The 25,411-nt window shown below is 39.1% G+C and carries 23 protein-coding genes; 8 read left to right on the plus strand and 15 right to left on the minus strand.

From position 1 onward, the window contains the following. Nucleotides 1-162 precede the first annotated feature (162 nt). The 6 genes from ACSLUH_RS18440 to ACSLUH_RS18465 all read left to right on the plus strand — a co-directional run bounded on the left by ACSLUH_RS18440 (nt 163) and on the right by ACSLUH_RS18465 (nt 4,272). Nucleotides 163-729, plus strand: coding sequence for a histidine phosphatase family protein (locus ACSLUH_RS18440; protein ID WP_448569749.1), 567 nt, complete (start codon nt 163-165; stop codon nt 727-729). A gap of 105 nt (nt 730-834) precedes the next feature. Beyond that, entirely contained in the window at nt 835-1,209 is a 375-nt protein-coding gene (locus ACSLUH_RS18445; RefSeq protein ID WP_448569751.1) for a hypothetical protein, read from the plus strand. Between the two features lie 9 nt (nt 1,210-1,218). Further along, nucleotides 1,219-1,452, plus strand: a complete 234-nt coding sequence (locus ACSLUH_RS18450; RefSeq protein WP_448569753.1) for a hypothetical protein — start codon at nt 1,219-1,221, stop codon at nt 1,450-1,452. 139 nt (nt 1,453-1,591) lie between these two features. Further along, nucleotides 1,592-2,056, plus strand: a complete 465-nt coding sequence (locus ACSLUH_RS18455; RefSeq protein WP_448569755.1) for a CPBP family glutamic-type intramembrane protease — start codon at nt 1,592-1,594, stop codon at nt 2,054-2,056. A gap of 176 nt (nt 2,057-2,232) precedes the next feature. Beyond that, complete coding sequence (locus ACSLUH_RS18460; RefSeq protein WP_448569757.1) at nt 2,233-3,627, plus strand: calcium-binding protein; 1,395 nt, start codon at nt 2,233-2,235, stop codon at nt 3,625-3,627. A 210-nt stretch (nt 3,628-3,837) separates the two neighbouring features. Then, nucleotides 3,838-4,272: a hypothetical protein gene (locus ACSLUH_RS18465; protein WP_448569759.1), complete on the plus strand. Its 435-nt coding sequence runs from the start codon at nt 3,838-3,840 to the stop codon at nt 4,270-4,272. 103 nt (nt 4,273-4,375) lie between these two features. Here the strand turns inward: ACSLUH_RS18465 and ribBA are convergent, their stop codons facing one another. The 10 genes from ribBA to ACSLUH_RS18515 all read right to left on the minus strand — a co-directional run bounded on the left by ribBA (nt 4,376) and on the right by ACSLUH_RS18515 (nt 14,123). Continuing rightward, complete coding sequence (gene ribBA / locus ACSLUH_RS18470; protein ID WP_448569761.1) at nt 4,376-5,485, minus strand: bifunctional 3,4-dihydroxy-2-butanone-4-phosphate synthase/GTP cyclohydrolase II; 1,110 nt, start codon at nt 5,483-5,485, stop codon at nt 4,376-4,378. Between the two features lie 28 nt (nt 5,486-5,513). Beyond that, nucleotides 5,514-6,170 (minus strand): riboflavin synthase, encoded by a 657-nt coding sequence (locus ACSLUH_RS18475; protein ID WP_448569763.1) that lies wholly within the window; start codon nt 6,168-6,170, stop codon nt 5,514-5,516. Nucleotides 6,171-6,178: 8 nt separating this feature from the next. Next, complete coding sequence (gene ribD / locus ACSLUH_RS18480) at nt 6,179-7,318, minus strand: bifunctional diaminohydroxyphosphoribosylaminopyrimidine deaminase/5-amino-6-(5-phosphoribosylamino)uracil reductase RibD (RefSeq protein WP_448569765.1); 1,140 nt, start codon at nt 7,316-7,318, stop codon at nt 6,179-6,181. A gap of 42 nt (nt 7,319-7,360) precedes the next feature. After that, a complete protein-coding gene (gene nrdR, locus ACSLUH_RS18485; protein WP_448569767.1) occupies nt 7,361-7,813 on the minus strand; it encodes a transcriptional regulator NrdR in 453 nt (150 codons plus the stop codon). 155 nt (nt 7,814-7,968) lie between these two features. Beyond that, on the minus strand, nt 7,969-9,225 hold the full coding sequence (glyA, locus tag ACSLUH_RS18490; RefSeq protein WP_448569769.1) for a serine hydroxymethyltransferase: 1,257 nt from the start codon (nt 9,223-9,225) through the stop codon (nt 7,969-7,971). 316 nt (nt 9,226-9,541) lie between these two features. After that, on the minus strand, nt 9,542-10,156 hold the full coding sequence (locus tag ACSLUH_RS18495; RefSeq protein WP_448569771.1) for a hypothetical protein: 615 nt from the start codon (nt 10,154-10,156) through the stop codon (nt 9,542-9,544). Then, entirely contained in the window at nt 10,153-10,743 is a 591-nt protein-coding gene (locus ACSLUH_RS18500) for an RNA polymerase sigma factor (protein ID WP_448569773.1), read from the minus strand. Before ACSLUH_RS18500 ends, ACSLUH_RS18495 begins: the two co-directional genes overlap by 4 nt. Nucleotides 10,744-10,769: 26 nt before the next feature. After that, entirely contained in the window at nt 10,770-11,933 is a 1,164-nt protein-coding gene (locus ACSLUH_RS18505; protein ID WP_448569775.1) for an ABC transporter permease, read from the minus strand. Beyond that, entirely contained in the window at nt 11,930-12,676 is a 747-nt protein-coding gene (locus tag ACSLUH_RS18510; RefSeq protein ID WP_448569777.1) for an ABC transporter ATP-binding protein, read from the minus strand. Before ACSLUH_RS18510 ends, ACSLUH_RS18505 begins: the two co-directional genes overlap by 4 nt. A gap of 10 nt (nt 12,677-12,686) precedes the next feature. Beyond that, entirely contained in the window at nt 12,687-14,123 is a 1,437-nt protein-coding gene (locus tag ACSLUH_RS18515; RefSeq protein WP_448569779.1) for an alpha/beta fold hydrolase, read from the minus strand. A gap of 119 nt (nt 14,124-14,242) precedes the next feature. Between ACSLUH_RS18515 and ACSLUH_RS18520 the strand changes: the two genes are divergently transcribed. After that, nucleotides 14,243-14,908: a hypothetical protein gene (locus tag ACSLUH_RS18520; protein WP_448569781.1), complete on the plus strand. Its 666-nt coding sequence runs from the start codon at nt 14,243-14,245 to the stop codon at nt 14,906-14,908. 677 nt (nt 14,909-15,585) lie between these two features. Continuing rightward, nucleotides 15,586-15,804 carry an EF-hand domain-containing protein gene (locus tag ACSLUH_RS18525; RefSeq protein ID WP_448569783.1) on the plus strand — a complete coding sequence of 73 codons (219 nt, stop codon included), beginning with the start codon at nt 15,586-15,588 and terminating at the stop codon, nt 15,802-15,804. A gap of 83 nt (nt 15,805-15,887) precedes the next feature. Here the strand turns inward: ACSLUH_RS18525 and ACSLUH_RS18530 are convergent, their stop codons facing one another. The 5 genes from ACSLUH_RS18530 to ACSLUH_RS18550 form a co-directional block, all read right to left on the minus strand. After that, nucleotides 15,888-18,143 carry a carbohydrate binding family 9 domain-containing protein gene (locus ACSLUH_RS18530; RefSeq protein WP_448569785.1) on the minus strand — a complete coding sequence of 752 codons (2,256 nt, stop codon included), beginning with the start codon at nt 18,141-18,143 and terminating at the stop codon, nt 15,888-15,890. 85 nt (nt 18,144-18,228) lie between these two features. Beyond that, entirely contained in the window at nt 18,229-19,362 is a 1,134-nt protein-coding gene (locus tag ACSLUH_RS18535) for an aminotransferase class I/II-fold pyridoxal phosphate-dependent enzyme (protein WP_448569787.1), read from the minus strand. 3 nt (nt 19,363-19,365) lie between these two features. Further along, complete coding sequence (gene ovoA, locus ACSLUH_RS18540) at nt 19,366-21,486, minus strand: 5-histidylcysteine sulfoxide synthase (protein WP_448569789.1); 2,121 nt, start codon at nt 21,484-21,486, stop codon at nt 19,366-19,368. A 10-nt stretch (nt 21,487-21,496) separates the two neighbouring features. Further along, nucleotides 21,497-22,654 (minus strand): hypothetical protein, encoded by a 1,158-nt coding sequence (locus ACSLUH_RS18545; RefSeq protein WP_448569791.1) that lies wholly within the window; start codon nt 22,652-22,654, stop codon nt 21,497-21,499. 6 nt (nt 22,655-22,660) lie between these two features. Continuing rightward, complete coding sequence (locus ACSLUH_RS18550) at nt 22,661-24,574, minus strand: tetratricopeptide repeat-containing diguanylate cyclase (protein ID WP_448569793.1); 1,914 nt, start codon at nt 24,572-24,574, stop codon at nt 22,661-22,663. Between the last annotated feature and the right edge of the window lie 837 nt (nt 24,575-25,411).

The raw sequence follows: 25,411 nt of genomic DNA on the forward strand, positions 1-25,411 counted from the left end.
TGTAATTACAGTGGGTTAAGTATGCCTAACAAGCCAATGCAGTGCGGGACTTTTAACAGTTGGCTTTCCTCACTGCGTTCGTTATTTGAGCCAACTAATTAAAAGCCCCTGATTGGGGCGTTAGGTTTTTCTCACACTTTGATTATGTATTTTAAGGCTTAAATGGAAATATTATTAATTAGACATGGGAAGCCTTCTGGTGCAGTTAACCCTAAATTATCTGCATCAGGGTTTGCTAATTGGATTCGAGAATATAATAAATCTAAAATCGACCCTAATAATTTACCTCCTAAATATCTTGGATGCTCATTAGGAGAGCATTTTGTTGTTGCAAGCGATTTGGCTCGTTCTATTGATTCCGCAAGATTATGTGTCGGTAAAGATCCAGATTTAAAGTTGAAAGAATTAAGAGAGATGGATATACCTCGATATAAATTACCTTTCTTCTTTAGAGCTTATACTTGGCTTTTTATAAGTCGTCTTTGTTGGTTTGCTGGGTTCAGTGGAAAAGTCGAGTCTTTTAAAAAGGCAAAAACTAGAGCTAAAACTTCAGCTAATCAGTTACAAGAATTAGCAAATACGCATGGAAAAGTTGTTTTTTTCGGTCATGGAATGCTAAACAAATTTATAGCTAAAGAATTGAAAAATCTAGGCTGGAACGGTACTTCAAAAGGTCAAAAATACTGGAGTGTAATCAAATTACAAACCAAATCCATACAAGGCGTTTAAGTCGGAAAAAAAACAGTTGGCTTTTGTTCGTGCCTCACAAATTATAGCCAACTACTTTTGTCCGCTTAACGCGGCGTTAGGCATTCCTCAGTAAATGGAGTTTACTTGAACATTATCTTATCAATTCTAAGTATTTTAATTTCATTTGCATTTATCGCTTATGGTCTTAGTATTTGGTTTGGTTCTGTCAGTTCCTTAATAATTCTTTCATTTTCCGCAATTACATTAACTTATGGCTTTATAGGATTTTATTCTATATATCAAATTTTTAAGTCAAGTCAAACTAAAGCGATTACCTTAACTAAGTATGTTTCTTTTATCTATTTAGTTGTATATTTTGCAGGTAGTTTAGATTCTTGGCGCATAAGTGGACATGAGTTGCTCGCAATATTTACAGTAAGTATATTTTTACTAGTAAATTGGCTTTTAATTAAATCAATTTATAATAGGCGCTTAAATGCCATACAAGCGAATAAATAAGGAGTACTTATGAGGGAACAGAGTAATAAAGTAAATTGGCTATTATTAATTGTAAGCATGTTAATAGGGTCTGTAGGCATATTCCATTTAGGCTATATAATTGGAGCAGCTTCGTTTTCAAGTAGTTTAAATATTGAACAAGTTGGTTTATTGCAAATAGGTTTAATTGGTTCAGGTGTTTGGGGTGTTTCGGTATTTGTAAGCAACCTGAAAAAACTAGTTATGGTGTCAAAGTTTACCTAACAAGCCAATTCAGTGCGGGACTGCTAACAGCTTGCTCGGTTCCGCTTCGCTTCACAATTTTAGCAAGCTATTATTAGCCTCTGAATGGGGCTATTAGCCTCTGAATGGGGCGTTAGCTTTCAAACTCAAGGATGCAGGTTTGTTCAAACTATTAGAGAACACGAATCAACCCCTCAAATTATATGTATTTAAGGTATATATATTAGCAATATGTATAGGGTTACCTATTGGGTTTCTTTTGGATTTTTTCTTCCCAAACGCAGATACTCCTGATTTTGAAATAGGTATAGACTTATTTATAGGGGCTGTATTCTTTGGACCTGTTTTAGAGACTATTTTAATGATTCCAATTATTTATTTAATTAGAAAAATGACTTCTAATATTCTTTATATTTCAATAATAAGCGCTTTCATTTGGGGAGTAATCCATTCGCTACAAGCTCCATTGTGGGGTATTGGCGTTTTCACTCTTTTTTTCTTGATGTCTATGTCATACCAATACTGGGATAAGTATTCAAGAGGTCATGCTTTGCTAGTGGTTATGAGTATTCATGCTTTAAATAATGCTACATTTGTTCTTTTAGGTGTCGTACTTGAAAGCTAACAAGTTAATTAAACAGAGGAAATCATAGGTTTGCCGCAGGGCGGCAGTGTAGCCTATAATTTTCTGCCTATTATTAAAGCGTTAGCAAGCACCCTAATATTGTTTATGCTTCAAATTGTATTACATATCAAAAAGTCAGGCAGACCTTACATTACCATGGAAAGGAAATTTATCTAGTGAACAAAAAAGTATTACTCTTATCTATTATTACTAGTGTTGTAGCTAGCTTTTTTGGGGCTACATACCTCTATCTACCTCATGTCAGTATTCCGGACTATGATTTCACAATAAATGAAAGTGATTTTCGTGACGTTACTCTACCTCTTATTGATTGTAGTGCACTCAAAAAAACATCTTTTTTGAATAAGTTAAATGTCATAGATACCTCTGATAAAAAAAAGTCAGCGTATATAAATTTAGAAGTACCCGATAACCAATCATCAGAATTGCACGTTTTTGGTACCTATAGCGGCACCCCAATAGTTCACGTTGATAAAACAGAAAAACCAACGACTCTTGTTTTATCAAGTGGGGAATCAACAATCTGGTCTGTTCAACTAGAGGCTGGCGCCTTTGTAAATAAGATCTATGCTTTTAAAGGCGTTAAAGAGGTAAGGGTATCTAAGAAAGCATCACAAAACACGAGTTCAAAACTTAAATATATATTCTCAAACAAAAACCCTTTAGATGATTTGGAGGTTATTAAAGTTAACTCGAAAAATACATGCAGAAAATATGGCTACAAGTGGTCTCCGGATGAAAATGGTAAGTTCAGATATTTTATCAATACTGTTAGGCATAACACGCAACAGATGGAAAAATCATTCCAAGGCTTATACTCTTTCAACAGCTCTCATTTGCCGTTTGTAGTGCCAATGAAAACTAATTTCATTCAAAAGGAGAGTTCTATAGAAATAAACAAAACAGCTATAAATTCCAAGGATTACCCTGAGACGATAACTGATGCAGATAAACTAATAGTGTTTATTGAAGAACTAATTGCCACAAATACTATTCCAGCAAGTGTGGCTTCGATTGAGCATGGAAGCGAAGGTCGATTAATGAGATTTAGTCCTCCATATACAAGAACGCTACCTAAAAGAAAGGTGAATGCCCATGGCGATTATAATTGTAAACGTGATGGCTCAGTGCTAATTGTAGGTGATGATAAGCCTAACGTCATAAACTGCGCTAGAGGAGACCAAGTATATTATGCCGGTGGAGGAAGAGACTTAATTGAAGACTCGTGGGGAAATGATATTTTCTATGGTGGCAAAGGCAATGATGTTATTGATGCAGGCTGGGGGAGCGATATTCTTATTTTTAACGAAGGTTGGGGAGAAGATATTGTAGACAAAACATGCCATAACTCAATATACCGTAAAAGTAATACCATTGGCGCTTCGGAACACGATTATCACTGGAAATACACAAACTTTATTGTTTTCGGGCCTAATATTCGATCTACAGATATGGTGTGGAATAACGATAAAATGACAAATACGATAACAGGTGACACTATAACGTTTAAAAGCAAATGTTTTAATTTTGTATATTTTACTAATAAGTAGAATTAGTTGCCAGTTTAGAGCAAGCGCTTTAAGTGCAAATATTAGTTTAAACCTGATGCTAGCAGATGATTCATTGTTACGTGTACGTGCAACGCTAACAAGGGTTTTCAAGACGAACAAATTGCAGTTGGCTTTTTTTCGTGCCTCATTTGTTTTAGCCAACTACTTTTGTCCGCTTAACGCGGCGTTATGTTCACAAGGAGAGTATCGATGAAATCTAAAATTATTGCATTGGTTGTAGGTGGTACATTCACTTTAATAGTTTTCTTTGGAGGGTTTGTTTCTGCTTTCTATTTGAATTATTCATCTGTAGCGAGTACATATACTAAAGAACACGTTGATAACGGTCGTTTCATGCTTTGGGCTTTAAAGTTTTTGGAAGAAGGTGAAATTGACAAAGCTAAAGATTTTCTGCGAAGCCAAGTTACAACAAAGGTATTTATTGTTGAATCGGTTCGTTTACCTCCAACAAGTCAAAGAGAGCTAGAGTTAATTGAAAACTTCTATTCAGAAGTTATCGATTACTTTGATTCACAAGGTGGTTTTAATGAGACTTGGCAAATTATGGAAAATGACGTTTGGGTAACAAAACCAACGCCATCGATGAAAATTCTAGAGGAGTTTAAAAGTGAACATAACAAGTGACTATAGTGCTAAACGGCCGAGTTTGGTACTTATTGATGTGAACCGCTGAAAAGCTTCAGGTAAGTTAACAACGCGCATCAGGTTTAATGCGCGTTTAACATCATTACTCTGAAATATACTCAACCACTTCCAGACCAAAACCAGAAAGTGAATGATACTTAGTTTGAGAGCTCAATAAACGCATTTTGCTCACCCCTAAATTAGATAAAATTTGCGAGCCGACACCAACGTTACGAGAACCTACGTGACGCTTTACTTCTTTAACCGTTTCACCGGCATCAAGTTTGGCGTATTTTTCAACTTGATTTATTAACTCTTGTGGTGATTCATGCTTACCTAATAACACTAATACCCCACCTTCTTTACCGATTCTCGCTAGTGCATCGCCGATAGGCCATTTAGCAACGCTTTCACGTTGGCTAAATAAAAGATCTCTAAAGGTATTTTCTAAGTGAACACGTACTAAAACCGGTTTATCTGGATGAATTTCACCTTTGGTTAGTGCAAAGTGTGCTTGGCCATCGATACTATCTTTAAAAACGGTTAAATCAAATTCACCAAAAGCCGTTGGCAATTTACACTGTGAGATGCGTTCAATCGTGGTTTCATTGGCGTTACGATATTCAATCAGATCGGCAATTGTTCCCATTTTAATGCCATGCTTCTCGGCAATAATCTCTAAATCTGGGCGACGAGCCATCGTGCCATCTTCGTTAAGTATTTCAACAATCACTGCCGCCGGCTCTAACCCTGCTAACCTGGCTAAATCAACACCTGCTTCTGTATGACCAGCACGATTAAGTACGCCACCATTTTTTGCGATTAATGGGAAAATATGGCCGGGTTGAACAATCGAATTGTGATCAGCATCTTTAGCGACAGCAGCCAATACGGTTGTCGCTCTATCTGCTGCTGATATGCCAGTGGTTACACCTTCGGCTGCTTCGATAGACACAGTAAAGTTGGTGGTAAATTGCGCGTCATTTTTATCAACCATTAGTGGTAGCTTTAGCTTCTCACATTTTTCAGCTGACATCGGCATACAAATTAAACCACGGCCATGAGTTGCCATAAAGTTAATCGCTTCAGGTGTTACTAGCTCTGCCGCCATAATGAAGTCACCTTCATTTTCTCGATCTTCGTCATCCATCAAGATAACCATTTTACCTTGTTTGATATCTTCAATGATTTCTTGTGGTGTATTTAAATTCATGACAACCTCTAATCTATCTCAATTTGTTTTACTTAATAAAACCACTTTGCTTTAGTAAAGCTTCTGTCACCTGATTTTTTTCAGGTTGCGGCTGTTTTGATGTTAACAATCGCTCGATATAACGTGCCATGACATCAACTTCAATATTGACATGGTCACCGACGTTATACAGTGCAATGATTGTTTGACTGGTAGTATGCGGAACAATGGTTAATCTAAAGCGATCTGCTTGCAGTGAATTAACGGTTAAGCTGACACCATCGATAGTAACTGAGCCTTTCTCTGCGATATAAGGTGCTATGTCGCCCGTCATCGAAATCCAGTAATCGACACTATTGCCATTCGTGTTAATGTCAACAATTTGTCCGCGAGCATCGACATGTCCAGAAACAATATGTCCACCAAAGCGCGTGGTAGGTAACATCGCTTTTTCAAGGTTAACCATTTGCCCTAGTTTGTATGAAGCAAAGCCCGTGCGTTGTAATGTTTCATTCGAAAGATCTGCACTGAAATGATGAGCGCCAAAGTCAACCACGGTTAAGCAAACCCCGTTAGTTGCAATTGAATCACCTAATTTTACATCGCTCATGTCTAATGTATTTGATTTCACCGTCACTCGCGCACCCGCGCTACTAACGTTAATCGCTGAAATACTTCCTAAAGCTTCAATGATTCCAGTAAACATAATGCTCTCTATTCGTGTTCAGTAAATTTAGCGATGACTTTAAGATCTGAGCCTATCACTCTTGTATCTGTTATCATCAAACGCTTTGCCGTTGCCAACTCAGTAATTGAAGGCATCGACAATAATCCTTGTGCGTCATTTCCTAATAGCTTTGGTGCCATATATAAAATGAGTTCATCGACTAAACCTTGCTCGACAAAAGCACCCGCTAAAGACTTCCCTGCTTCGAGTAATATATCGTTATACCCTTGCTTAGCGAGCTTGATTAATAATAACCGCAAATCAATATGTTCGCTGTCATTGCTTTCAATTGTCCAATGACTGACAAAATGTGGCCAATCGTATGAATTTTCAATGTTACGATTGATGATAATTACTGGGGATGGTGTTTGAAATAATGCTAAGCCTGGTGTCAGCCTTGCCTGCGAATCGATAACAACCCGCACTGGTTGACGAATGGTGTCGAGTGGATACTGTTCCTCAGCAAGATTAAACTGCGCTTCTCGCACCGTCATTCGTGCATTATCACTAATTACCGATTGAGCGCTGGTGATCACCGCGCAACTTCTGGCCCGAATACGCTGCACATCTTGACGAGCTGCTTTTCCAGTTATCCATTGGCTTTCGCCATTGGCCATTGCGGTTTTTCCATCAAGACTAGCGGCCATTTTACAACGAACATAAGGTAGGCCTGTTGTCATTAGTTTAATAAAGCCCGTGTTAAGTTCACTAGCTGCTCTCGCCAATAAACCTGTGCTAACTTCGACGCCGGCCTGTTGCAACATCTTAACACCTCGACCCGCAACTTCAGGGTTAGGATCGATCATGGCACAAATCACTTGAGTAATACCGCTATTTATTAACGCTTGAGCACAAGGAGGGGTTTTACCATAATGACTGCATGGCTCGAGTGTCACGTAGGCTGTCGCGCCTGCTAGTGACTCATTGGCATTGGCGATGGCATTGACTTCAGCATGACCACTACCTGCCTTGATATGAAAACCTTCGGCAATAATTTGTCCATTTTTGACAATGACACAACCGACTCGAGGATTGGGTGAAGTGGTATATTGACCTTGTTGAGCAAGTTTTATTGCCCGAGCCATAAATTCATAGTCAGCTTCAACAAAGCGCGATACATTTGCCACTATTTCAGCCTCAATCGTTGAAGTTGATTTAACTTAGGCCTTTTAATCATTATCAAGCCTTGCGATTTCTTCACCAAACTCTCTAATGTCTTCAAAACAACGATATACAGAAGCGAAACGCACATAGGCGACTTTATCTAAGCTTTTGAGCTGTTGCATAATAAAATTGCCTAGTAACTCACTACTAACTTCACGCTCGCCAGTCGCGCGCATTTCGGATTTAACCTTATTAATTGCTAGTTCAACTTGCTCGACGCTTACCGGACGCTTTTCAAGAGCACGCACTAATCCGCTGCGCATCTTGTCTTCATTAAAAGGCTCTCTAGAGCCGTCTCGTTTAATAATACGCGGCATCAAAAGTTCTGCTGTTTCAAAGGTAGTGAAACGCTCATTACAGGCCATACAAGCACGGCGACGTCTGATTTGATGTCCGTCGGCGACTAAACGTGAATCAATAACTTTCGTATCGGTAGCGGAGCAAAATGGGCAATACACTCTGATCTCTATAAGGTAATAATCTAATGCGAGTTATTTTAATCTATTTTTATGCCGAAGTAACGTTGGCAACTTAATATAAAAAAACCCAAGTTAAATTAACTTGGGTTTTTTATTGTAAAGGTGTTCACAAAGTGCGAATACCCCTAATCAACTTATGCGTATACTGGAAAACGTGCACAAATTTCTTTTACTTTTTCCTGAACAGTATTGATGACGTCTTCATTGTTAATATCATCAAGAATATCACAGATCCAGCCGGTCAATTGCTTAGTTTCTTCAACGCCAAAACCACGACGGGTGATCGCTGGAGTACCCAAACGCAAACCAGAAGTCACAAATGGTGAACGCGGGTCATTCGGTACTGAGTTTTTATTAACCGTAATGTGCGCACGCCCTAATGCGGCATCAGCATCTTTACCCGTAATATCTTTATCAATTAAATCTAAAAGCAATAAATGGTTTTCTGTACCATTTGAAACCACTTTGTAACCACGCTCTTGCAATACCGCTACCATTGCTTTGGCATTATCAAGTACCTTCTGCTGGTACACTTTAAAGTCAGGTTGTAATGCTTCTTTAAACGCCACAGCCTTAGCTGCAATAACGTGCATTAATGGTCCACCTTGACCCCCTGGGAAAACGGCAGAATTCAACTTTTTATAGATGTCTTCGTCATCACAGCCAGAAACAATCAAACCGCCACGAGGACCAGCTAACGTTTTATGAGTAGTGGTGGTTACTACGTGCGCATGAGGCACTGGATTAGGATACAGACCTGCCGCGACTAAACCTGCAACGTGCGCCATATCAACCATAAAGTAAGCACCTACTTCATCAGCAATTTTACGCATACGAGCCCAATCAACAATACCCGAGAACGCAGAAAAGCCACCAATGATCATTTCTGGCTTATGTTCTTTTGCGAGACGCTCTAATTCTTCGTAATCAATATCGCCTGTTTCAGGGTGTAATCCATATTGAATGGCTTCATAAGACTTACCTGAGAAGTTTACATGTGAACCATGAGTTAAGTGACCACCATGCGCTAAGCTCATCCCTAATACTTTTCCGCCTGGGGTAACTAATGCCTGAAAAACTGCAGCATTTGCTTGAGAACCCGCGTGAGGTTGAACATTGGCATAAGTTGCTCCAAATAATTCTTTCGCTCGCTCAATTGCTAATGTTTCTGCTTTATCAACAAATTCACAACCACCGTAATAACGCTTTCCAGGATACCCTTCAGCGTATTTGTTGGTTAATTGTGAGCCTTGTGCTTCTAATACACGAGGGCTACAGTAGTTTTCAGATGCAATCAATTCAATATGTTCTTCTTGACGAACCACTTCGTCTGTCATTGATTGCCATAGTTCTGCATCAAAATCAGCAATATTCATATCACGAGTAAGCATGTTTTACCTCAAGTTCACAGTAGTCACTGGAAATAATGGATTAATAAAAATTGCCGCATATTTTGCCTGAATTAGGCGCTTTTGTATATGGAAATCCGGTGTTTTACTTAGCTCAAAATACACTGTTTTATAGCGAAAAACAGAACAAACAAACGCCTAAAATTTCCGAACTAAATGCAGCATGAAGCATTATATACAATACAATGTTCGTCATTTAGACAATATATAGAATAAACAAGAAAAGCACAAGCAGGATAAAACAAGAAATGGCAAACCAACCAAAATTAAAGGCTATATAACTAAAAAACTCAGAATTTTATTTGGTTTGCAGTGAAGATAAGTGAATATATTCCGTGCGACTTTTACGATAATAGTATTCAAATATCCCCCAAACACTCAACAACAAGATATTACTGTAGGCATAACCTTCGTAAGCGCCAACTTCCTTTATTTTTGATAACTCATAGATATACCAGTTCACCACTGGAAATAGTATATAAACTGAAAGTTTGCATACCTTCATGTATTTTACTGAAGAAAGGCAATTGGCAATGGCATTTTCTAGCGCTTTATCCGGACTTTGACACATTTGACGCCACGCTTTTAATCGAATGCTTACTGTATAAATACAAAAAATCACCGAAAAAACGCTACCAAAAGCGACATAACATAAGGTAGCGAATGACCAATCAAGTACCCAAAGCCCAGCGAAAAACATGATTATCAATGACAGCGTGCTAACAATATCGATGACCAAAAGGCTTTTAGCCCAAATAACCCTGCGTCGGGTTTGTTTTATTAACGCACTAATATCAGTTTTTTGGAACGGTTGGCTTTGCCAATCGCTACTGAGGTTTTGCCAATCTAGATCATCATCAGTTAACTGCTCAAGGGGACTATTCGCCATTTGCTTTTTACCTTCTTCGCTCATGACTGTTTCTCCAGTTTTTCATTTAAGGCAACTTTGGCTCGTTGTAACCGCACCCCAACCAAGTTGGTTGTTATCGCTAGCGTTTCTGCGATCTCTTTATAACTCATCCCTTCTAAAGCAAGAGTAATAACTTGCTGGTGCTCTATCGGTAAGGTCTGTATCGCATTGATTAACCTTTTTTGACGCTGTTGTTGATCAAGCGCTTGATATGGACAAGAACTCTGAAGGGTTTGCTCTTCAGGTAATTGCTGATTATCAATTGTTTCATCGGTATCAATAGTTTTAACCGATTTAGCGACATGAGTAGCTAAAACATTATGTGCAATCCTGGCGACAAAGGTTTTAGCCGAGCTTTCTTGACGAAATGAAGGCAGAGCTCGCCAAATATTTAAGGCTATCTCTTGAAACAGTTCGTCTTGAAGTGCAGGTTTCGCTTCAAAACCGATAATCAGATGACGCAGTAGTTTTTCATACTCCGTCATCCATTGATAAAAGATTGCTTTATGAGACAAACGAGAACCTTTTTCTAGCACTGAGTCTGTGAAACCGCGCGGGTGTAAAAAGGGTAATTCTATCGTGTCAGCCATATTAAGCAATCTCTATCAACAATTTATTAACTTAATGATTGGATCACTTTTTCTGACTTTAACTTACTAGCTAATGCCATCACTAAAGCAACTGTTGCGGTGATGGTAATCAAGGTTGTTAAACCTAGGTTCATCCAATCCACTGGTAGCCCTTTAAATATATCTTCCATGATCAACGATTGCCCTGTTACTGGTAACCAATCAAACCACTTAGGCTTGTCGTCGATAAACGTCATGATAAAAGGCAACATCGCTGGCAACATAATTACCATAGTTACAGAAGACTGGGCTTCCTTAAAACTTTTCGCTTGAAACGAAAAGAATAATTGTAAAGCAGATGCCAAAAAGCAAATTGGGATCAACATCGTGATTATGATTAATACAGCATTGGCATCTAAGCTAAATGTTGCACCAATCTTGGTTAAATCAACAAAGCTCATCGAAACTGACGTCAATGAAATGGTTAATACCACGCCAATAATGGCGATAAGGCTTGCACAGCTAAGTTTCGCTAAAACAATTTTTAAGGTACTAACTGGCTGACATAACAACATCTCTAAGACATTGCGCTCTCGTTCACCGGCACTGGTATCAATAGCAACGGATAATCCCGACATAAACGCCGCCATCAATAAATACAGACCAAGCATCAGAGAGACCATCATAAAATTGCTGCTTGGTGAAGAGGTATCTTGTTCAATAACACTGACTGGGTTAAGCAGATTAACGTCAATCCCTCTAACCAATAGGCGCTTGTAGCCGATAGCTTGAGCATACTCGCGCACACTGTCTTTTATGCGTCTCAATGGTGCCATCATTGGTTTATCACTAAAGTCAGCTTTTAGATAAACCTTAATGGTTTTGCCGGCAATTAAGTCTTCGCCATAAGTGTCAGGGATCGTTAATTGGATATTACGTTCATCCCACAATTTTTTATCTTCTTCAGGAACATTTTCAAATAGCTTAATATTATCGTCAGCAAGCGCTTTGATTAGTTTTGGCGCATATTCCGCACCAGTGACCTTAACATAAATAGCGGGTGTCGAGACCATCTCTTTAATCATCACTTTTGACATGGCAAAAATCATCACGGGTGCAAGAATTGCCATCATCATCGCCACCATTAAAGCACGCTTATCTCGAAACGCTTCTTTCAGTTCTTTTTTTAATAATGCGTTGTATTGGATCATGCGGCGACTCCTTCATCACTACCAATTAACTTAACAAATGCTTCCTCAAGCTGGGCTTCTCCAGCCAGTTCACAAAGCTCTTGAGGTGTACCTTCAGCAGCCAATTTGCCGTTGGCAACAATAATGACTCGATCGCACAATGCTGCGACTTCTTGCATTACGTGGGAGGAAAACAAAATGCAATGCCCTTTTTCTTTGAATTTGCTTAAGTGATTTCGAAGCACGCGTGTGCTCATAACATCTAAACCACGGGTCGGCTCATCTAAAACAAAGTTTTGAGGCTGATGAACTAACGCTTGCGCCAAAGTGACCTTCATTCGTTGACCTTGTGAAAAACCAGCGGTTTTACGATAAGCCAATTCTTCCATTTCTAAATCGGCAATAATTTGCTCTATCGCCTCTTTCTTTTTTTGCCCCTGTAAGCCATGAATACTGGCAAAATAGTCAATTTGCTCGTAGGCAGTTAAACGCTCATACAAACCAAATTTATCAGGGAAAATACCTAACTTCGCTCGTGCGGCTAGCGGGTTTTCATTAACAGCGATACCATCAATAATCGCAGAGCCTTGATCGGCTTTAAGTAAACCATAAAGCGTTCTTAAACAGGTGGTTTTACCTGCACCGTTGGGCCCTAAGATACCGGTTATTTCGCCATCTTTGGCAGTAAACGACAAACCATCTAATGCCACGACAGTATTACTTTTAGTCTTAAACGTTTTATGTAAATTATTAACTTCAATCATTATATTTCCCTTAAACACTGCCGTTGAGGTTAGTCATAAAAGACTCTTTTGGAATATCATCTAGACATGACTCATCGAGATCATTTGGATTTTTCTTATCAAGGAATTCATCGATGATATGAATAGCACACGTTGTTGGACCAGGGGTATGGCCACTGTGCGGCAGAACGAGGTGCTTACTATTCGGTAATGACTTATCGGCATAGTCACCATTGCTTGGCGGAGTAACAGGGTCAACATCGCCAGAAATAATTAATGTTGGAATGTCCGCTGTCACTGGCTGATAGAATTCTTCTGAAGGTTGGTACTTAGGCCAGAGTGGACATGCTAACTTCCACGCAAAGTGGCTGGCATCTTTTCCGAAACTATTATCAGCATCTTTTGCCCACAAATCCTCACTAACGCGCGGGACATCTTCATTACAGACAATATTAAATAACAGCCCAATATACATACCACTGCCACTATTGAGTGTTGCGCTTAAACCAGCAATCGGCAAATAGTTCCCTAAGTACGCCTGATGAATCACCAAGGGCACCAGATTACGCATATCAACACTATAAAGTTGCATACGAATAGTTGAAAGGAACTTTATCGGCGACATTTTTAACTGAGTTTTCGTTCCAAGCGTTGGATGAACAATATCGACTTCAACCGATTCACTATTCAGTCTTTCCATGACAGCATCAAACTCTTTGCGCAAATTAGGGAATGCTTTTTGACAAGAAGGCTCTTGTTGGCAATGTTCGAGTAAAAGGTCAAAAGAGCGTGCAGCACTTTGACCAAAAGGCCCAATAGGCACTTCTATTGGGCCAACACTATCTAAGACAACAGCACTTAATGATTGCGGGAACATCCGCATATAGGTCAGACCCGAACGCGTTCCGTAGGAGCCACCATAAATGGTGATTTTGTCATGACCTAACGCTTGTCGCACTGCGTCAAAATCTCGAACCGCGTTTTCAGTATTAAATTGACTCAAGTCGACGTCGTATTGAGCCAGACATTCTTTAACATCGTCAACATTAAAATCTTCTGGAATAACGCCATAAGGGTCAATTGATGCGTCATCTTCACACTGCAAAGGAGAAGACTTACCGGTTCCTCGCTGATCAACCATGATCAAATCTCGAGTTTTTCTCACTTCAGTAAATGCTTGGCGTATACCTGCAGAAATCTCCGCAGCCGCTTGGCCTGGACCACCGGCTAAAAACATTAACGGCTCTTTGTTTTGACTGCGATCGATTGCTGGAACAACGACAAAATTAACGTCAATGTGTTTACCATCAGGTTGTTGATAGTTTTCTGGCACCTTTAAGGTACCGCATTGAACTTGCTGTTTGATTCCATCTATATGGCAATCTTCAAGTGTTAACCTGCTATTATCAGCAGAGGCGTATAACGACATCGACATTAATAACGTCGCAGACAGGGATTTCCTCATCATATTATTCTCTCATTCCTTAACAACATGGCTCCTTAGTCTTTGCTTTTACAACTTTATTACAATTTTTTTCAAAATTGACGTAAACTTTTAAAAAACGAAAACTAATCAAGGTGTTAATCGTGGAAGAAAAGCCAACACAAGCACAGCCAGAGGTTGGTAAGCAACCTAAAAAAACTCAATACCGACTCATTGGCTTAGATGCATTAAATTTTATCATTGCTGTTAGTGCGATATTAATCTCTGCCGCCTCATTTTATGCGACCTATTTACAAGCACAAGCGGCAGAAAAACAAGTTAAAGCGATGACATTGCCGTTGATGTACAGTACAACAGGTAACTATGATACTGACAAAGAGCAATCGACCATTACCTTAAAGGTCAAAAATGCAGGCATTGGCCCTGCGTTAGTAAAATCGTTAAGTTACCATTATCAGGGAAAAGAATATCAAAGTTATAACGGTATTATTAAAGATTGCTGTAATCAAGAATATCAAGCATTTGTCGACAATGTTAAGCTCAACGACATCAAAAACATCTCGCAAGGTATAATGTCTAGTTCTATTGCAAACACTATGTTAGCGAGTCAAGCTGAGATTACATTGTTTGGGATGACAATGACCGACGCTAACTTAGCACTGTGGCAGAAATTAAATCATGAACGCTTTAATATCGAGCTATCCATTTGTTATTGCTCGATGTTAGATCAATGTTTTTTCAGTGAACGCAATGGTCATTATCAAGAAGTTGAGCAATGCCCTACACGTATGGAAAATAACAACGAATAACGCTTAGCTTTATCATAAAAAAAAGGTGAGTCACACAAGTTGACTCACCATAAAAATTCATCCTTGAGAAAGACCTGAAATTAGTTGCCTCTCACAACAGGTCTAGTCCAGTCAGGATGGCAGCAAAGGGAGAACAAGCTGCCAAACTTAAGCTACATAAATCTACACCCAATAGTTAGAGTTTGTAGCATTCGCATAGTGTTAGCTATGCAAATTCATTAATTATCGTGGGGTGTCCCACGATAATCAAAATTCACCTCACTCATTAGTTTTATGTACAACGAGTTCGACTTGTAATTCAACATCGCGCACTATTTGACAGAGCCGCCAAATCTACTTTGTTACACAACATTTATTCGATAGCCCCAGCCAAACAACATTGTATACAATATAACGAATACAGTATCATAGATATAGTAAACAATGTCAATAGCCGTATTTGTAATCAAACATTAACAAACTATTCACTATCCGTAAGAGCCTAAAATAAACAATAAAAATCAAAAATATAAAACGCGATCAGCTTTTTATTAGCTAACAGTAATCAATAACGCAATAACTCATGAATTATTGTTATAAAAAACGAGAACGCGCTTATTTCAATTAAAGATTCACAAATGAATAGAATAGCGATAAAGTCATATAACAAAGATGTATTTTCTACAGAGAGGTGCCCTATGGAATTGAATCAATGGGTCGATGAATTATTTGAAATTTTTGATGAAGACAAAGATGGCGTGATTAATCGCAGTGAATTTGTCGAATTAATTGACTGTTTATTACAAGAAAAAGGAATTCGCATGTGCGAATCAATATTTAAGCGTTTTGATAAGAACCACGATAATTCGATATCGAAAGAAGAATTGCGTGAAATGGTGATTGAGCTCGCGCTTTAAATAGGGTTTATTTCCTCCTCTGACAATGGTTGTAAACGCCTCCCATAGAGGCGTTTATTAACTATCAACTTTAGCTATACCATTTACATTTGCCACGCATAACTAAACTTGGTAAATAGCGTTCGTTGGTCTCGCTCTAAGCTACGCAAGTTATCGTCTTGAAATCCACCATCTGAATACCCTAAGAAAAACAGAGTTTGTGGATTAATTTTATACGAATAAATAAACTGGGTAGAAAAGTAACGACTGCGACTATCAGGTCTATCATCAATACTATCGTACTGATATAAACTGACATCACGATTAATCTCAGTAAATTGCATAATCAGCCTTAAACTGCTTTGCATATCAAATTGATAACCAATCCTTATATCTGGCTGATGTGCGTTAAAAAGCTCTCCGCCGTCAACTTTCAAGCGATTATAGTTATAATTAAACTCGACATTTAAATGCTGATTGACATCCCAATCAGCAAAAAACTCCAATACATTGACATCACCGAGTTGAGTATTTTCAAAATCTATTTGCTTACCAAAGCGAATGAAGCTTCCCACTTCAAAACCTGACCAAGGCACCGCTTTAGCGAACATCATAAATTGGGTTTCTTTAAAGTAATTATTGTCATATAAGCGCTCGCGGTGCACGATACCAAAATTAGAAAAGAACTGACTTTGCCCTTGTAGGTTACCATGCAGCTCAACTTCTTGTTCAAGCATGTTACCGTCTTGATCAAAGGTTTTGTCTACATCGCCAAAGTATCCCCAACGGGTTAACCAATCATCTTCACCACCGTAATAATTTCTTCGCCCACCAAGGACAATTTTTTCATAATCAACTTGATTTTGAAAACCGAGATCCGCTCTAAAACCTTTGCCTACATTGGTATAACCTGCTCGTAAACTATAGTCGCGATTACTATGAGCGTAGTTAACGCTGAGCGCTTGATCTTGTTGGCTTTCTTTCAAACTAAAATCACTAAATTCTTCTACCAACGATTGTGGATTTTTACTATCAGAATGAGCAACTTGATAGGAAATGCTATCTGACTGACTAAACCAGTAATTACCATCAACAGATAGCATTGAATTATGGTAATCATCAGCTTGTCGATGAGTTAACAATACCCCGACATTATTGCGCTCACCAACATCCATTTTATAGCGGGCAATCGCCAACTTAGACTCACTGTCCAGTTCAGCTAAGTCAGAACCTTGGTTTCCGGGGATCAAGAACGTCGTGTTATTATCATTGGCAAGCATAAGACCATAGCTATGTTCATTGTTTTTACCAGTGACTTTTACACCAACATCTGGATCTGCGATATTGCGAGTATGAACAAAGTTAAAGTTATTGGTATTAAAATAAGACGCACCATCTAAAAAGAATGGCCTTTTTTCAGGAAAAAATAGTGAATACGTATTATTAATATCTAATTGGCCGGCATCTGCCTCGACCTGCGAAAAATCCGGATTAATGGTCGCATTTAGTACGATGTCTTGGGTAATGCCGTAACGCAAGTCAAGGCCGGGTTCAATATCTGCCTCACCGCTTTGCCAATCTCCAGGAACCTCTTTTTTTTCATCCCTTTTGGCAACAGTTAACGTTGGCGTCACTTGGAAATTACTACCTGATTTAACATTTTTAAAACCAACCAACTGTTCAAACTGACAAAGATTACATTCAAGATCACGATCTGAATAATGAGTCGACATTTGTCTACGCACTTCACGTGGATAATTGCGCCAACCTGCTATATTCCAGATCAACTCTTGATCTGTTTCAGGAAATCGTAAAGAGCTAAATGGGATGCTCATCTCAACGACATAACCGTAATCGGTAATTTTTCCTTTGCTATCCCAAATAGCATCCCAAGATGAGTCTTCTTGCCAACCATTGGTGTCATCCATTTTCATGTCAGCTTGCGCTCCTAATGGATTGACAAAGAATTCAAAAGCACCTCTTTCATCATTAAAGGTGTCTATAATAATGCCAACGTTATCATCAGCCCATAGTGCATCCCGATCACGTAAAGACGCTCGTATCTTTTCAGGTTCGGGATCATATGCTTTTATCGCTACATTAAAGGCGCTGCCATTTTCATAAAAAAACATTTCTGTTTTAACGGGTGCGGGTATGCCATCGCCTGGATTGTTTTCATAGGCTATTTCCATTCGAGTGGCATTTTGCCACGCGCTTTCATTTAGTTCACCATCAACACTGATTTCTTCATTGATGTAAACCAGCGTATGTTGATTTCTGGGTGGCTTCTTAGCATGACTTGCTAGACTTAATGCCATAAACGGCAACGCACAAGCGGCGATTATTTGAACACGTGACATGAGGCTCTCTTTTATTTTTTTAATAACCGTATTGTCGCGTTTTTTATTTAAAAGGTTCTGTTACAAATGTAACAAACATTGTCGATTACACTCGCGTTGATATATATAGGTCTAACCTCGCTAAGCTCTCAGTAAAGTCGCTTTGCCCTAAGCCCAACCTAAAATAATCCCCTGACAGGCCAAATAAAGCGCTCGGTAATAACAGCGTTTGATATTGACTGGCCAATTGTTGACTCAATTGCTCAACTCCTTCTTCGCCTTTGTATTCGACAATCGCTAAGATACCGGCTTGCGGTGGTACCCATGAAAAATACTGGGAATGTCGCTTAACAAACTGTTCAAAATGATGAATGTTTTGCTGGATCTGTTCATTATTGTGTTCAATGATACGCTCGCAGTTGGCTAACGCCGTAGTCGCCAATGATTCATCAACGGCAGAAGTACAAATAGAGCTTGTTGATTTATATGCCAATAATGCATCCATCCATAAAGGATTTTTGGTTGCTAGCCAGCCAATGCGTAATCCCGCTAAGCCTAGGCTTTTTGACATAACACCTACTGAAACCGCCTTTTCATAGGATAAAAAATCATGCTTAAGATCAAGATCGTTATAGTTGGACGCCTGCGCAACATCATCTGTCAGTAGATAACAATCATGCAACCGCGCCAATTCAAGTAATTCTCGTGCTAATGACGGTGAAATGATAGTACCCGTTGGGTTATGTGGAGAATTTAGCACCAACAGTTTGGTTTTAGATGAAAATTGTCGCTTAACGCTGTTGATATTGAGCTGCCAGTTATTCTCCACATCTAGCTTTATTTCTTTAACCTGACAACCCACCTTTTGTGCCATAGCTATTAGCGATGGATAACAAGGCGAACATACGACAATTTCATACCCTGGAGATAAAACCGTGTGGTAAATCGCCGCTAGCGCTTCTTGCGCTCCACAAAACGTTAAAATGTGCTCAGCATTAAGTTCATCGACTTTAGCACTATAACGTTTTATATAGTCACCGATAGCTTCCCGCAGCGGCAAGCTACCAGAAACAGCACTATAACTAAGCATGAGCTCATCGATTGGCTGAATTGCCATATTAGCTAATTGGCCGACCGTTAGCGATTGTGCGCAGGAATTACTTAAATTAAATCGCAACGGTAACGGTAGAGCGCGCGTATAAGCAATGTGTTTGGGTAGTTGATACTGGTTAAAGTCCATACTTTAGTCGCGTTTTTGCCATACCGTAACATCTAGCGCCGTTGTTGTAAGGCAACGACGATTAAACCGTTTCTTTTGCATTAGTTCATAACGTTTTACAAAGCTAAAATGTGTTTTTAGCTGCTCTGATAAACCATCAAATCCAGTAACGTTTTCACCATTCACTTTAATGCCACCTAGCCAGTTTGGCTTTTCAGTGATGTTTTCATCAAAACAATAGCTGGAGCTAATAATCAAAATACCTTTGCTATTTAGGCGCTCATTTAATAAGGCCAGTACCTGCTTGGGTTTATAATTATTTTCCAATACTTGATCGAGAACAATAACATCGTAGCCTGTAAAAATAGGTTTAAGATTACTGGCGTCTCCTTGGCAAAAAGCAACATGGTGATTATCTTTTGGTAGGCCAAACGTTGCTAGGCTTATTTCATGGTAATCAACAATATCCCCTTCATTTACCGTGGCATAACGAACGCTATCCCCTTGTTGCAACTTAACCGCATGTTGGATAGTTTGCGCAGAAAAATCAACCGCATCTATTGATTCAAAACTTGTCGCTAATTCAAACGCGGTACGACCAACGGAGCATCCCAAGTTTAACAATTTTGAACTTTTGCCTTGGTTTGTTGTTAAAGACTGTAGTTTTTTTTCATCCAAAACGAGTTGAGCCAGCTGCTGAGCATATTGGCAGCTACCGCCATAATGACTATCAAGTTGAATACAAATAGCAGGGTTGGACTCAATAACATTAACTGGAGTTGTGGGCATCTCTTTTTCAGCGCTGACAACATAACGAAAACCGGCATGTTGAAAAAAGTGACGTCGAAATGCGTACCTCGAAGATTTTATCGCCTCATTACCGGTAGAAATCCATGAACCGCCCTTAATGAGGTTATGCTTACCGTCAAAGGTCGGTGTTGAAAAATCATCATAAAGAGGATGTACGCTGAATTCGTTAAAGCCATCAATAGCTGATTCAGTCCATTGCCAAACGTTACCACAAATATCATAGACCCCATTGTGTTCAAACTTGTTAATGGGGCAAGAAGAAGCAAAGTATTCAAGGTTAATATTTCCTGGAGCCTCTTTCCATTGCGGTAAATCACCCGGCACCATTTCTCTCAAACAGCGCCATTCAGCCTCAGTGAGTAAGCGAACATTTTCACCGCTTTGTGCACTTTTCCAATGACAAAAGGCTTTTGCTTCCAAATAATTAACTTCAACTGGCCAATCCAACGGTAGTGGTATTTCTTCGGTAAGGTTACGTTGAAAATACCCCCCTGACTTTTTAAGCCAAAATCGTGGTTTTGTCGCTTTACTATATGAGAGCCAACGCTGCCCCTCTTCTGTCCACCATGATGAATTCTGATAACCACCATCTTCAATAAAAGCTAAAAACTCTTGATTTGAAACGATATACTTTGAAACTTGAAAGCTTTTCACATGAATGGAACACTTACCAAACTCATTATCCCAGCCGTAAGTTAAATCGTCATCCGCCTTGTTAAGCTCGATTTCTTGCGCTGGCACACTCACTAAGCTGTTGCTTGGCGCCTTGCCAATGTAAGGACAGGGAGCCCATTGTGCTGATGGCGTCAAATACTGTAATGGTAACATTCTCATGATCACCGATGAGGTTTCTAAGTGAATACGCTCATGTTCGCAACCCATTAATAGCACCCAAGCCAAACTGTCTTGGTTGATAGGAAGGGTTAACTCCATATTATCAATTAACTGATTGACCAAATGATAAACCTGATCACGATATGCGCGAACGTCTTCAACCGCTGGCCAATCATAGTGAGAGCTGTCTAAATCATCCCAACTCATTTCATCAACACCAACGGCACAAATTGCCTCCAACGCTGGGTTAATGCGCTCCGATATATATTTACCCAACATCAATTTGTTGACGTAAAAGGTGGCCGTGTGACCAAAATAGAAAATTAATGGATGACGCAGTGGCTCTGGCCTTAAATAAAAGGCGTCATCATCGTTGATTAATGCAAATAAGCTTTCATACGTACGCCAAGTATTCTCAAAGTATGCTTTTAGTTCAGCTCTTTTTTGTTCGACTGAACCACCATCTAACCACAGAGTCTTTGCTTGTGTAATACTCGTCATGAAAAATGTCCTAATTATTCGTGTGTATTATGGCCCTAGTGCCACCATATTGGGCTACAAAAGCTGCCTTAATTTTATCGCCCAAGCCACTTCCTGGCTCAAGTGCTACGCCATCAATACGACATTGGAGGCTATTTATCGCCTCACTAAACCAATTGTCTTGTTTGAATAACGTTAGCGCCCCAACAGCGCCATCTAAATCTTCAATAGATTCAGGCAAGGTTGTTACTGTCGCGCGAGCGAGGTGTTGCTTGACGTCTTCATTATCCATCGTTAGTGCATCAATGGTAGCAAGCAACACAAATAAAACGTTTAAGTAAGCATTGTATAATTTACTCGAAGCGCCTAGTCGATGTTCTATTCTCGCAGTTTTTTGCCAATTCTCGGTTACTACGAGTGCTTCATGCAAATGGTTCACTATCAATGGCTCTTGTCCAAGCATTTGATTATGCTTTCCTCTTTGACGATACAAGGCAACGCTGCCTTGATGCCCACCAGAAATATCACAAGGTGAGCACAGTTCTTCACTTAATCCATAGGCACTTTTTAGCTTTAAACGCTCAAAAGCTTCAGATTCTGGTAAAAAAAGTAAACTACAAGCTAAACTGCGCTTGATTAAACACAACTGAATAGCTTCGCCTAAGTCACCCGTCGCAATAAGATTATCACCATTGAGGTCAGATACGCTGACATTCACTTGAATAGCATTTGGAATATGAATTTGGCGATCTAAGCTCTTAAATATGCTTTTACTTCCTCTGGCTAATTGAGCTGAGTCTCCAGACCAAACCACAGGTTTGATTAATGTGACTTCAATTCCCTGCTCTTTGAAAAGCGTTGGTAACCAATTGATCACATGAGTTAAGTTATCTGCTTCTTTCAACGGTGATTGACCGGCAAACTCAGAAACAAATTCCCACTGATTCTGCCAATATTCAGGAATAAGCTTTCCTTCAATACCTCTTTTTGCAAATGCACCATTGATCCTATCAAAATCAATTTTTAACATGCCCGGACTTTTAACACATCCTTCTAACTCAAAGTGCACATGAGGCACCAATTGCGCTTGCTGGAAATATTTTTGTGCATATTCAATCGCGAGTCTTGCTAACTTATTTAGCTCAACTGGATGTTGATCGCAAATTTGACGAGAATATGACGGATACATAATCGACTAAATCTGCTCTTTTGAGTCGCTTTTTTCGGTAAAACTTACCACGGTATTCTTACCGTTTCGCTTAGCCTGATATAGTGCCATGTCAGCTTCGGCATAGAGCCTTTCAACACTTTGCCCGACTTTGGAATAACTTGAAAGTCCAATACTCGTGGTTACTTTGATATCAGCAATGTTTTTAAAGGTAAAGACACTACTTTCAACAGCTTTAAGCATTCGTTGCGCAATTTTCTCGGCCTCACTAGCCGATGTTCTTGGCAATACACATAAAAACTCTTCACCGCCAACTCGTGCCATAACATCTTCAGTGCGCAACACTTGATGACCAATTTTTGCAATGTTCAAAATGACATAATCGCCTGCAGGATGCCCATATTGATCATTGATCTGCTTAAAATTATCGATATCAAGCAGCAATAATGACAACTCACCTTTATCAATTGACATTGAGGTTAGGACATTATCCAAATAATTAAAAATGTAGCGACGGTTATATAAACCAGATAAAGGATCGGTAATCGATAACGCTTTCATTCGCTGATTACTGCGATGCTGCATCACCAAAATGATAACAATAATGGCTATGACCAATAATAAAAACACCATAAAATACTGCTGTTCGAGATGCTTTTGCGCTAACGTTTCTTGCTGCAAGTTCTCTACTTTATCTCGTTGCAATGCTAACGCTCGTTCAACTTCTTGTCGTTCTAATTCCATTTCAGCTCTCGCTTGAATCAGCCGTTCAGTAGAGTTAGTCATTAAAATTTCTACGTATTTATCATGATACTCTTGAAGCAATTGATAACTGGTATCATATTCACCTTTCTTGTGAGCAAGTTGACTAGCGATTTTAATCGTTTCGATGTCCCATGTAGTTCCCGCTAAATCAGGCAACTCTGCAAGTAACCTTTTAGCGCTATCAAGTGCTAGAGAGGCTTCTTGTAATTGATTAAGTTGTAAAAAGCAAACCGCTTGGTTTTTATAGAGCTCAACATTGTAGTCTTTAACACCTTTTTTTGATAACGCATCGTCAATCACCTCAAGCGCTTCTTGACATTTCCCTTGTTCAGAAAGCGTCATTCCCAATCCATAGGCGGCATAATAACTCAACTCAGGATTAGGCGTGTAATTAACCTTATCTTGATAAAGCTTAAAATATTTAATCGCCAAGTCGAACTTCTTCCAGTAACGATAGGTCGATGCGAGTCCATAAATGGCTTCAGCAATATGAGCCTTGTAGCCCAAATTTCGATAAGCTTCTAAAGCCTTTTGGTAATACTCTATCGATTTAGCATAATCATGCATATAGCCATAGATTGCTCCATAAGTTTCGTTGATTACGGCTATTAAAAACTTATCATTCATCCCATATGCTTTAACATAGGCTTCTTGCATATCACTCAAGGATACCTCAAACAGTTCGGTGAGGCTTTGAGTATAGGCATTTTCTTGTTTGGCCTGGATATAAATATGCTCTAAATCATTCTGTTTGGCTTGCTCTAATGCTTTGGCGATATACCTTGAAGAATCGTTATATTGTCCCTTTATTCGAGCTAACACACCTTTGAATAAATTGAAGCGACTGACAATGGCCGCTGGAGAGTCTTTTGTTAATAGTTGAAAAGCCTGGTTTATTGTTTCCTCAAAATCTTCATAGAAATATAACAGATGTTCTGCTTGTGCTTTACGTAACAACCACCAAAGGTGTTGATGTTGATCGCCTTGCTCATTAGCAGGCATCTCTTTTAATATAGTTTGATAAGTGGCCAAGGGCTCTTGATAAATACGTTCTTCTATTGCGTCATCACTAAATGACTCTGTCCCTAAAGAAGTATTCGCCAAAGAAGTATTTGCAAAAACGATGCTTGCCAAAATCACAAAGTAATAAAAATAGTTAATCATAAATACAAGCATGCCCTCGCTTTTCAAAGCTTTATTATTAGTATCTCATACGAAGTATGCTACTACTTTTATCAATCATAACGTTAATCTCTCCATCTAGCCAATGCTGATGGGCTGAGAGAGTTACTGGGTTAATCATCATCTGAAGAAAATCAGCTATTATCAGCCAATACAATATTAGCTTGATAATAATGAGTTCCACTAATTAGCGATAAAACCAAGACAATATTGGCTTGATATTTTAAACACGAGAACCGTTCAAAAACCTGTTCTTGTCAACGTTTTTGACCCGCAGGAGTCTTGACATTACACAAACGATAACCGATTTGATGTTGTTTTAAAAAACGCAATCGCCTTTTCACAACGAGGCCCTTGATTGCTAGGGTCTGTTGACCTTTGTTTATTTTTTCTGCAATAGGCTATTTTTGATAATAGCAAAGCAGCGTGAGCGATGTTTGGTTATTCCAAATAAGCGAATGCTAATGACGCTAGTATTAAAAATAGTCATTGCCCGAAGGGCTGAGGCTAAAATGGCGTTACTCTTCATTAAAAACCTATCATTTAGCTCACTAAACTTCTAAATTTTTGCCTTGATTAACGGCATTTTATCACTCAGCATAAATTTTAAACAAAGATAAACAGACCCTAGTGTACAGCACTGTCTTTTTCACGACTTTTCCTGATTAACGATTTATCTTAAATTAAGGATCACAGCGTAAAAAATAAAAAAGTCAGCGAATGCTTAATGCCGATCAGTTAAGAAATATTTAATGATCCATTGACCGATCAACTGGTTAGTTTATAAAGGCTTCTGAATTTATTCAGGAGCCTTTTCTTTTGCAATTAACA

It is taken from the genome of Thalassotalea ganghwensis, assembly GCF_053485795.1.

Bases quoted from the DNA above. Each gene is read 5' to 3' on its own strand.
- ACSLUH_RS18510 (WP_448569777.1), bottom strand. From the start codon at position 12,676: ATGATTGAAGTTAATAATTTACATAAAACGTTTAAGACTAAAAGTAAT.
- ACSLUH_RS18535 (WP_448569787.1), bottom strand. From the start codon at position 19,362: ATGGACTTTAACCAGTATCAACTACCCAAACACATTGCTTATACGCGC.
- ACSLUH_RS18545 (WP_448569791.1), bottom strand. From the start codon at position 22,654: ATGTATCCGTCATATTCTCGTCAAATTTGCGATCAACATCCAGTTGAG.
- ACSLUH_RS18475 (WP_448569763.1), bottom strand. From the start codon at position 6,170: ATGTTTACTGGAATCATTGAAGCTTTAGGAAGTATTTCAGCGATTAAC.
- ACSLUH_RS18505 (WP_448569775.1), bottom strand. From the start codon at position 11,933: ATGATCCAATACAACGCATTATTAAAAAAAGAACTGAAAGAAGCGTTT.
- ribBA (WP_448569761.1), bottom strand. From the start codon at position 5,485: ATGAATTTAAATACACCACAAGAAATCATTGAAGATATCAAACAAGGT.
- ACSLUH_RS18525 (WP_448569783.1), top strand. From the start codon at position 15,586: ATGGAATTGAATCAATGGGTCGATGAATTATTTGAAATTTTTGATGAA.
- ACSLUH_RS18515 (WP_448569779.1), bottom strand. From the start codon at position 14,123: ATGATGAGGAAATCCCTGTCTGCGACGTTATTAATGTCGATGTCGTTA.
- glyA (WP_448569769.1), bottom strand. From the start codon at position 9,225: ATGCTTACTCGTGATATGAATATTGCTGATTTTGATGCAGAACTATGG.
- ACSLUH_RS18500 (WP_448569773.1), bottom strand. From the start codon at position 10,743: ATGGCTGACACGATAGAATTACCCTTTTTACACCCGCGCGGTTTCACA.
- ACSLUH_RS18530 (WP_448569785.1), bottom strand. From the start codon at position 18,143: ATGTCACGTGTTCAAATAATCGCCGCTTGTGCGTTGCCGTTTATGGCA.
- ACSLUH_RS18550 (WP_448569793.1), bottom strand. From the start codon at position 24,574: ATGCTTGTATTTATGATTAACTATTTTTATTACTTTGTGATTTTGGCA.
- ACSLUH_RS18495 (WP_448569771.1), bottom strand. From the start codon at position 10,156: ATGAGCGAAGAAGGTAAAAAGCAAATGGCGAATAGTCCCCTTGAGCAG.
- ACSLUH_RS18440 (WP_448569749.1), top strand. From the start codon at position 163: ATGGAAATATTATTAATTAGACATGGGAAGCCTTCTGGTGCAGTTAAC.
- ACSLUH_RS18465 (WP_448569759.1), top strand. From the start codon at position 3,838: ATGAAATCTAAAATTATTGCATTGGTTGTAGGTGGTACATTCACTTTA.
- ovoA (WP_448569789.1), bottom strand. From the start codon at position 21,486: ATGACGAGTATTACACAAGCAAAGACTCTGTGGTTAGATGGTGGTTCA.
- ACSLUH_RS18450 (WP_448569753.1), top strand. From the start codon at position 1,219: ATGAGGGAACAGAGTAATAAAGTAAATTGGCTATTATTAATTGTAAGC.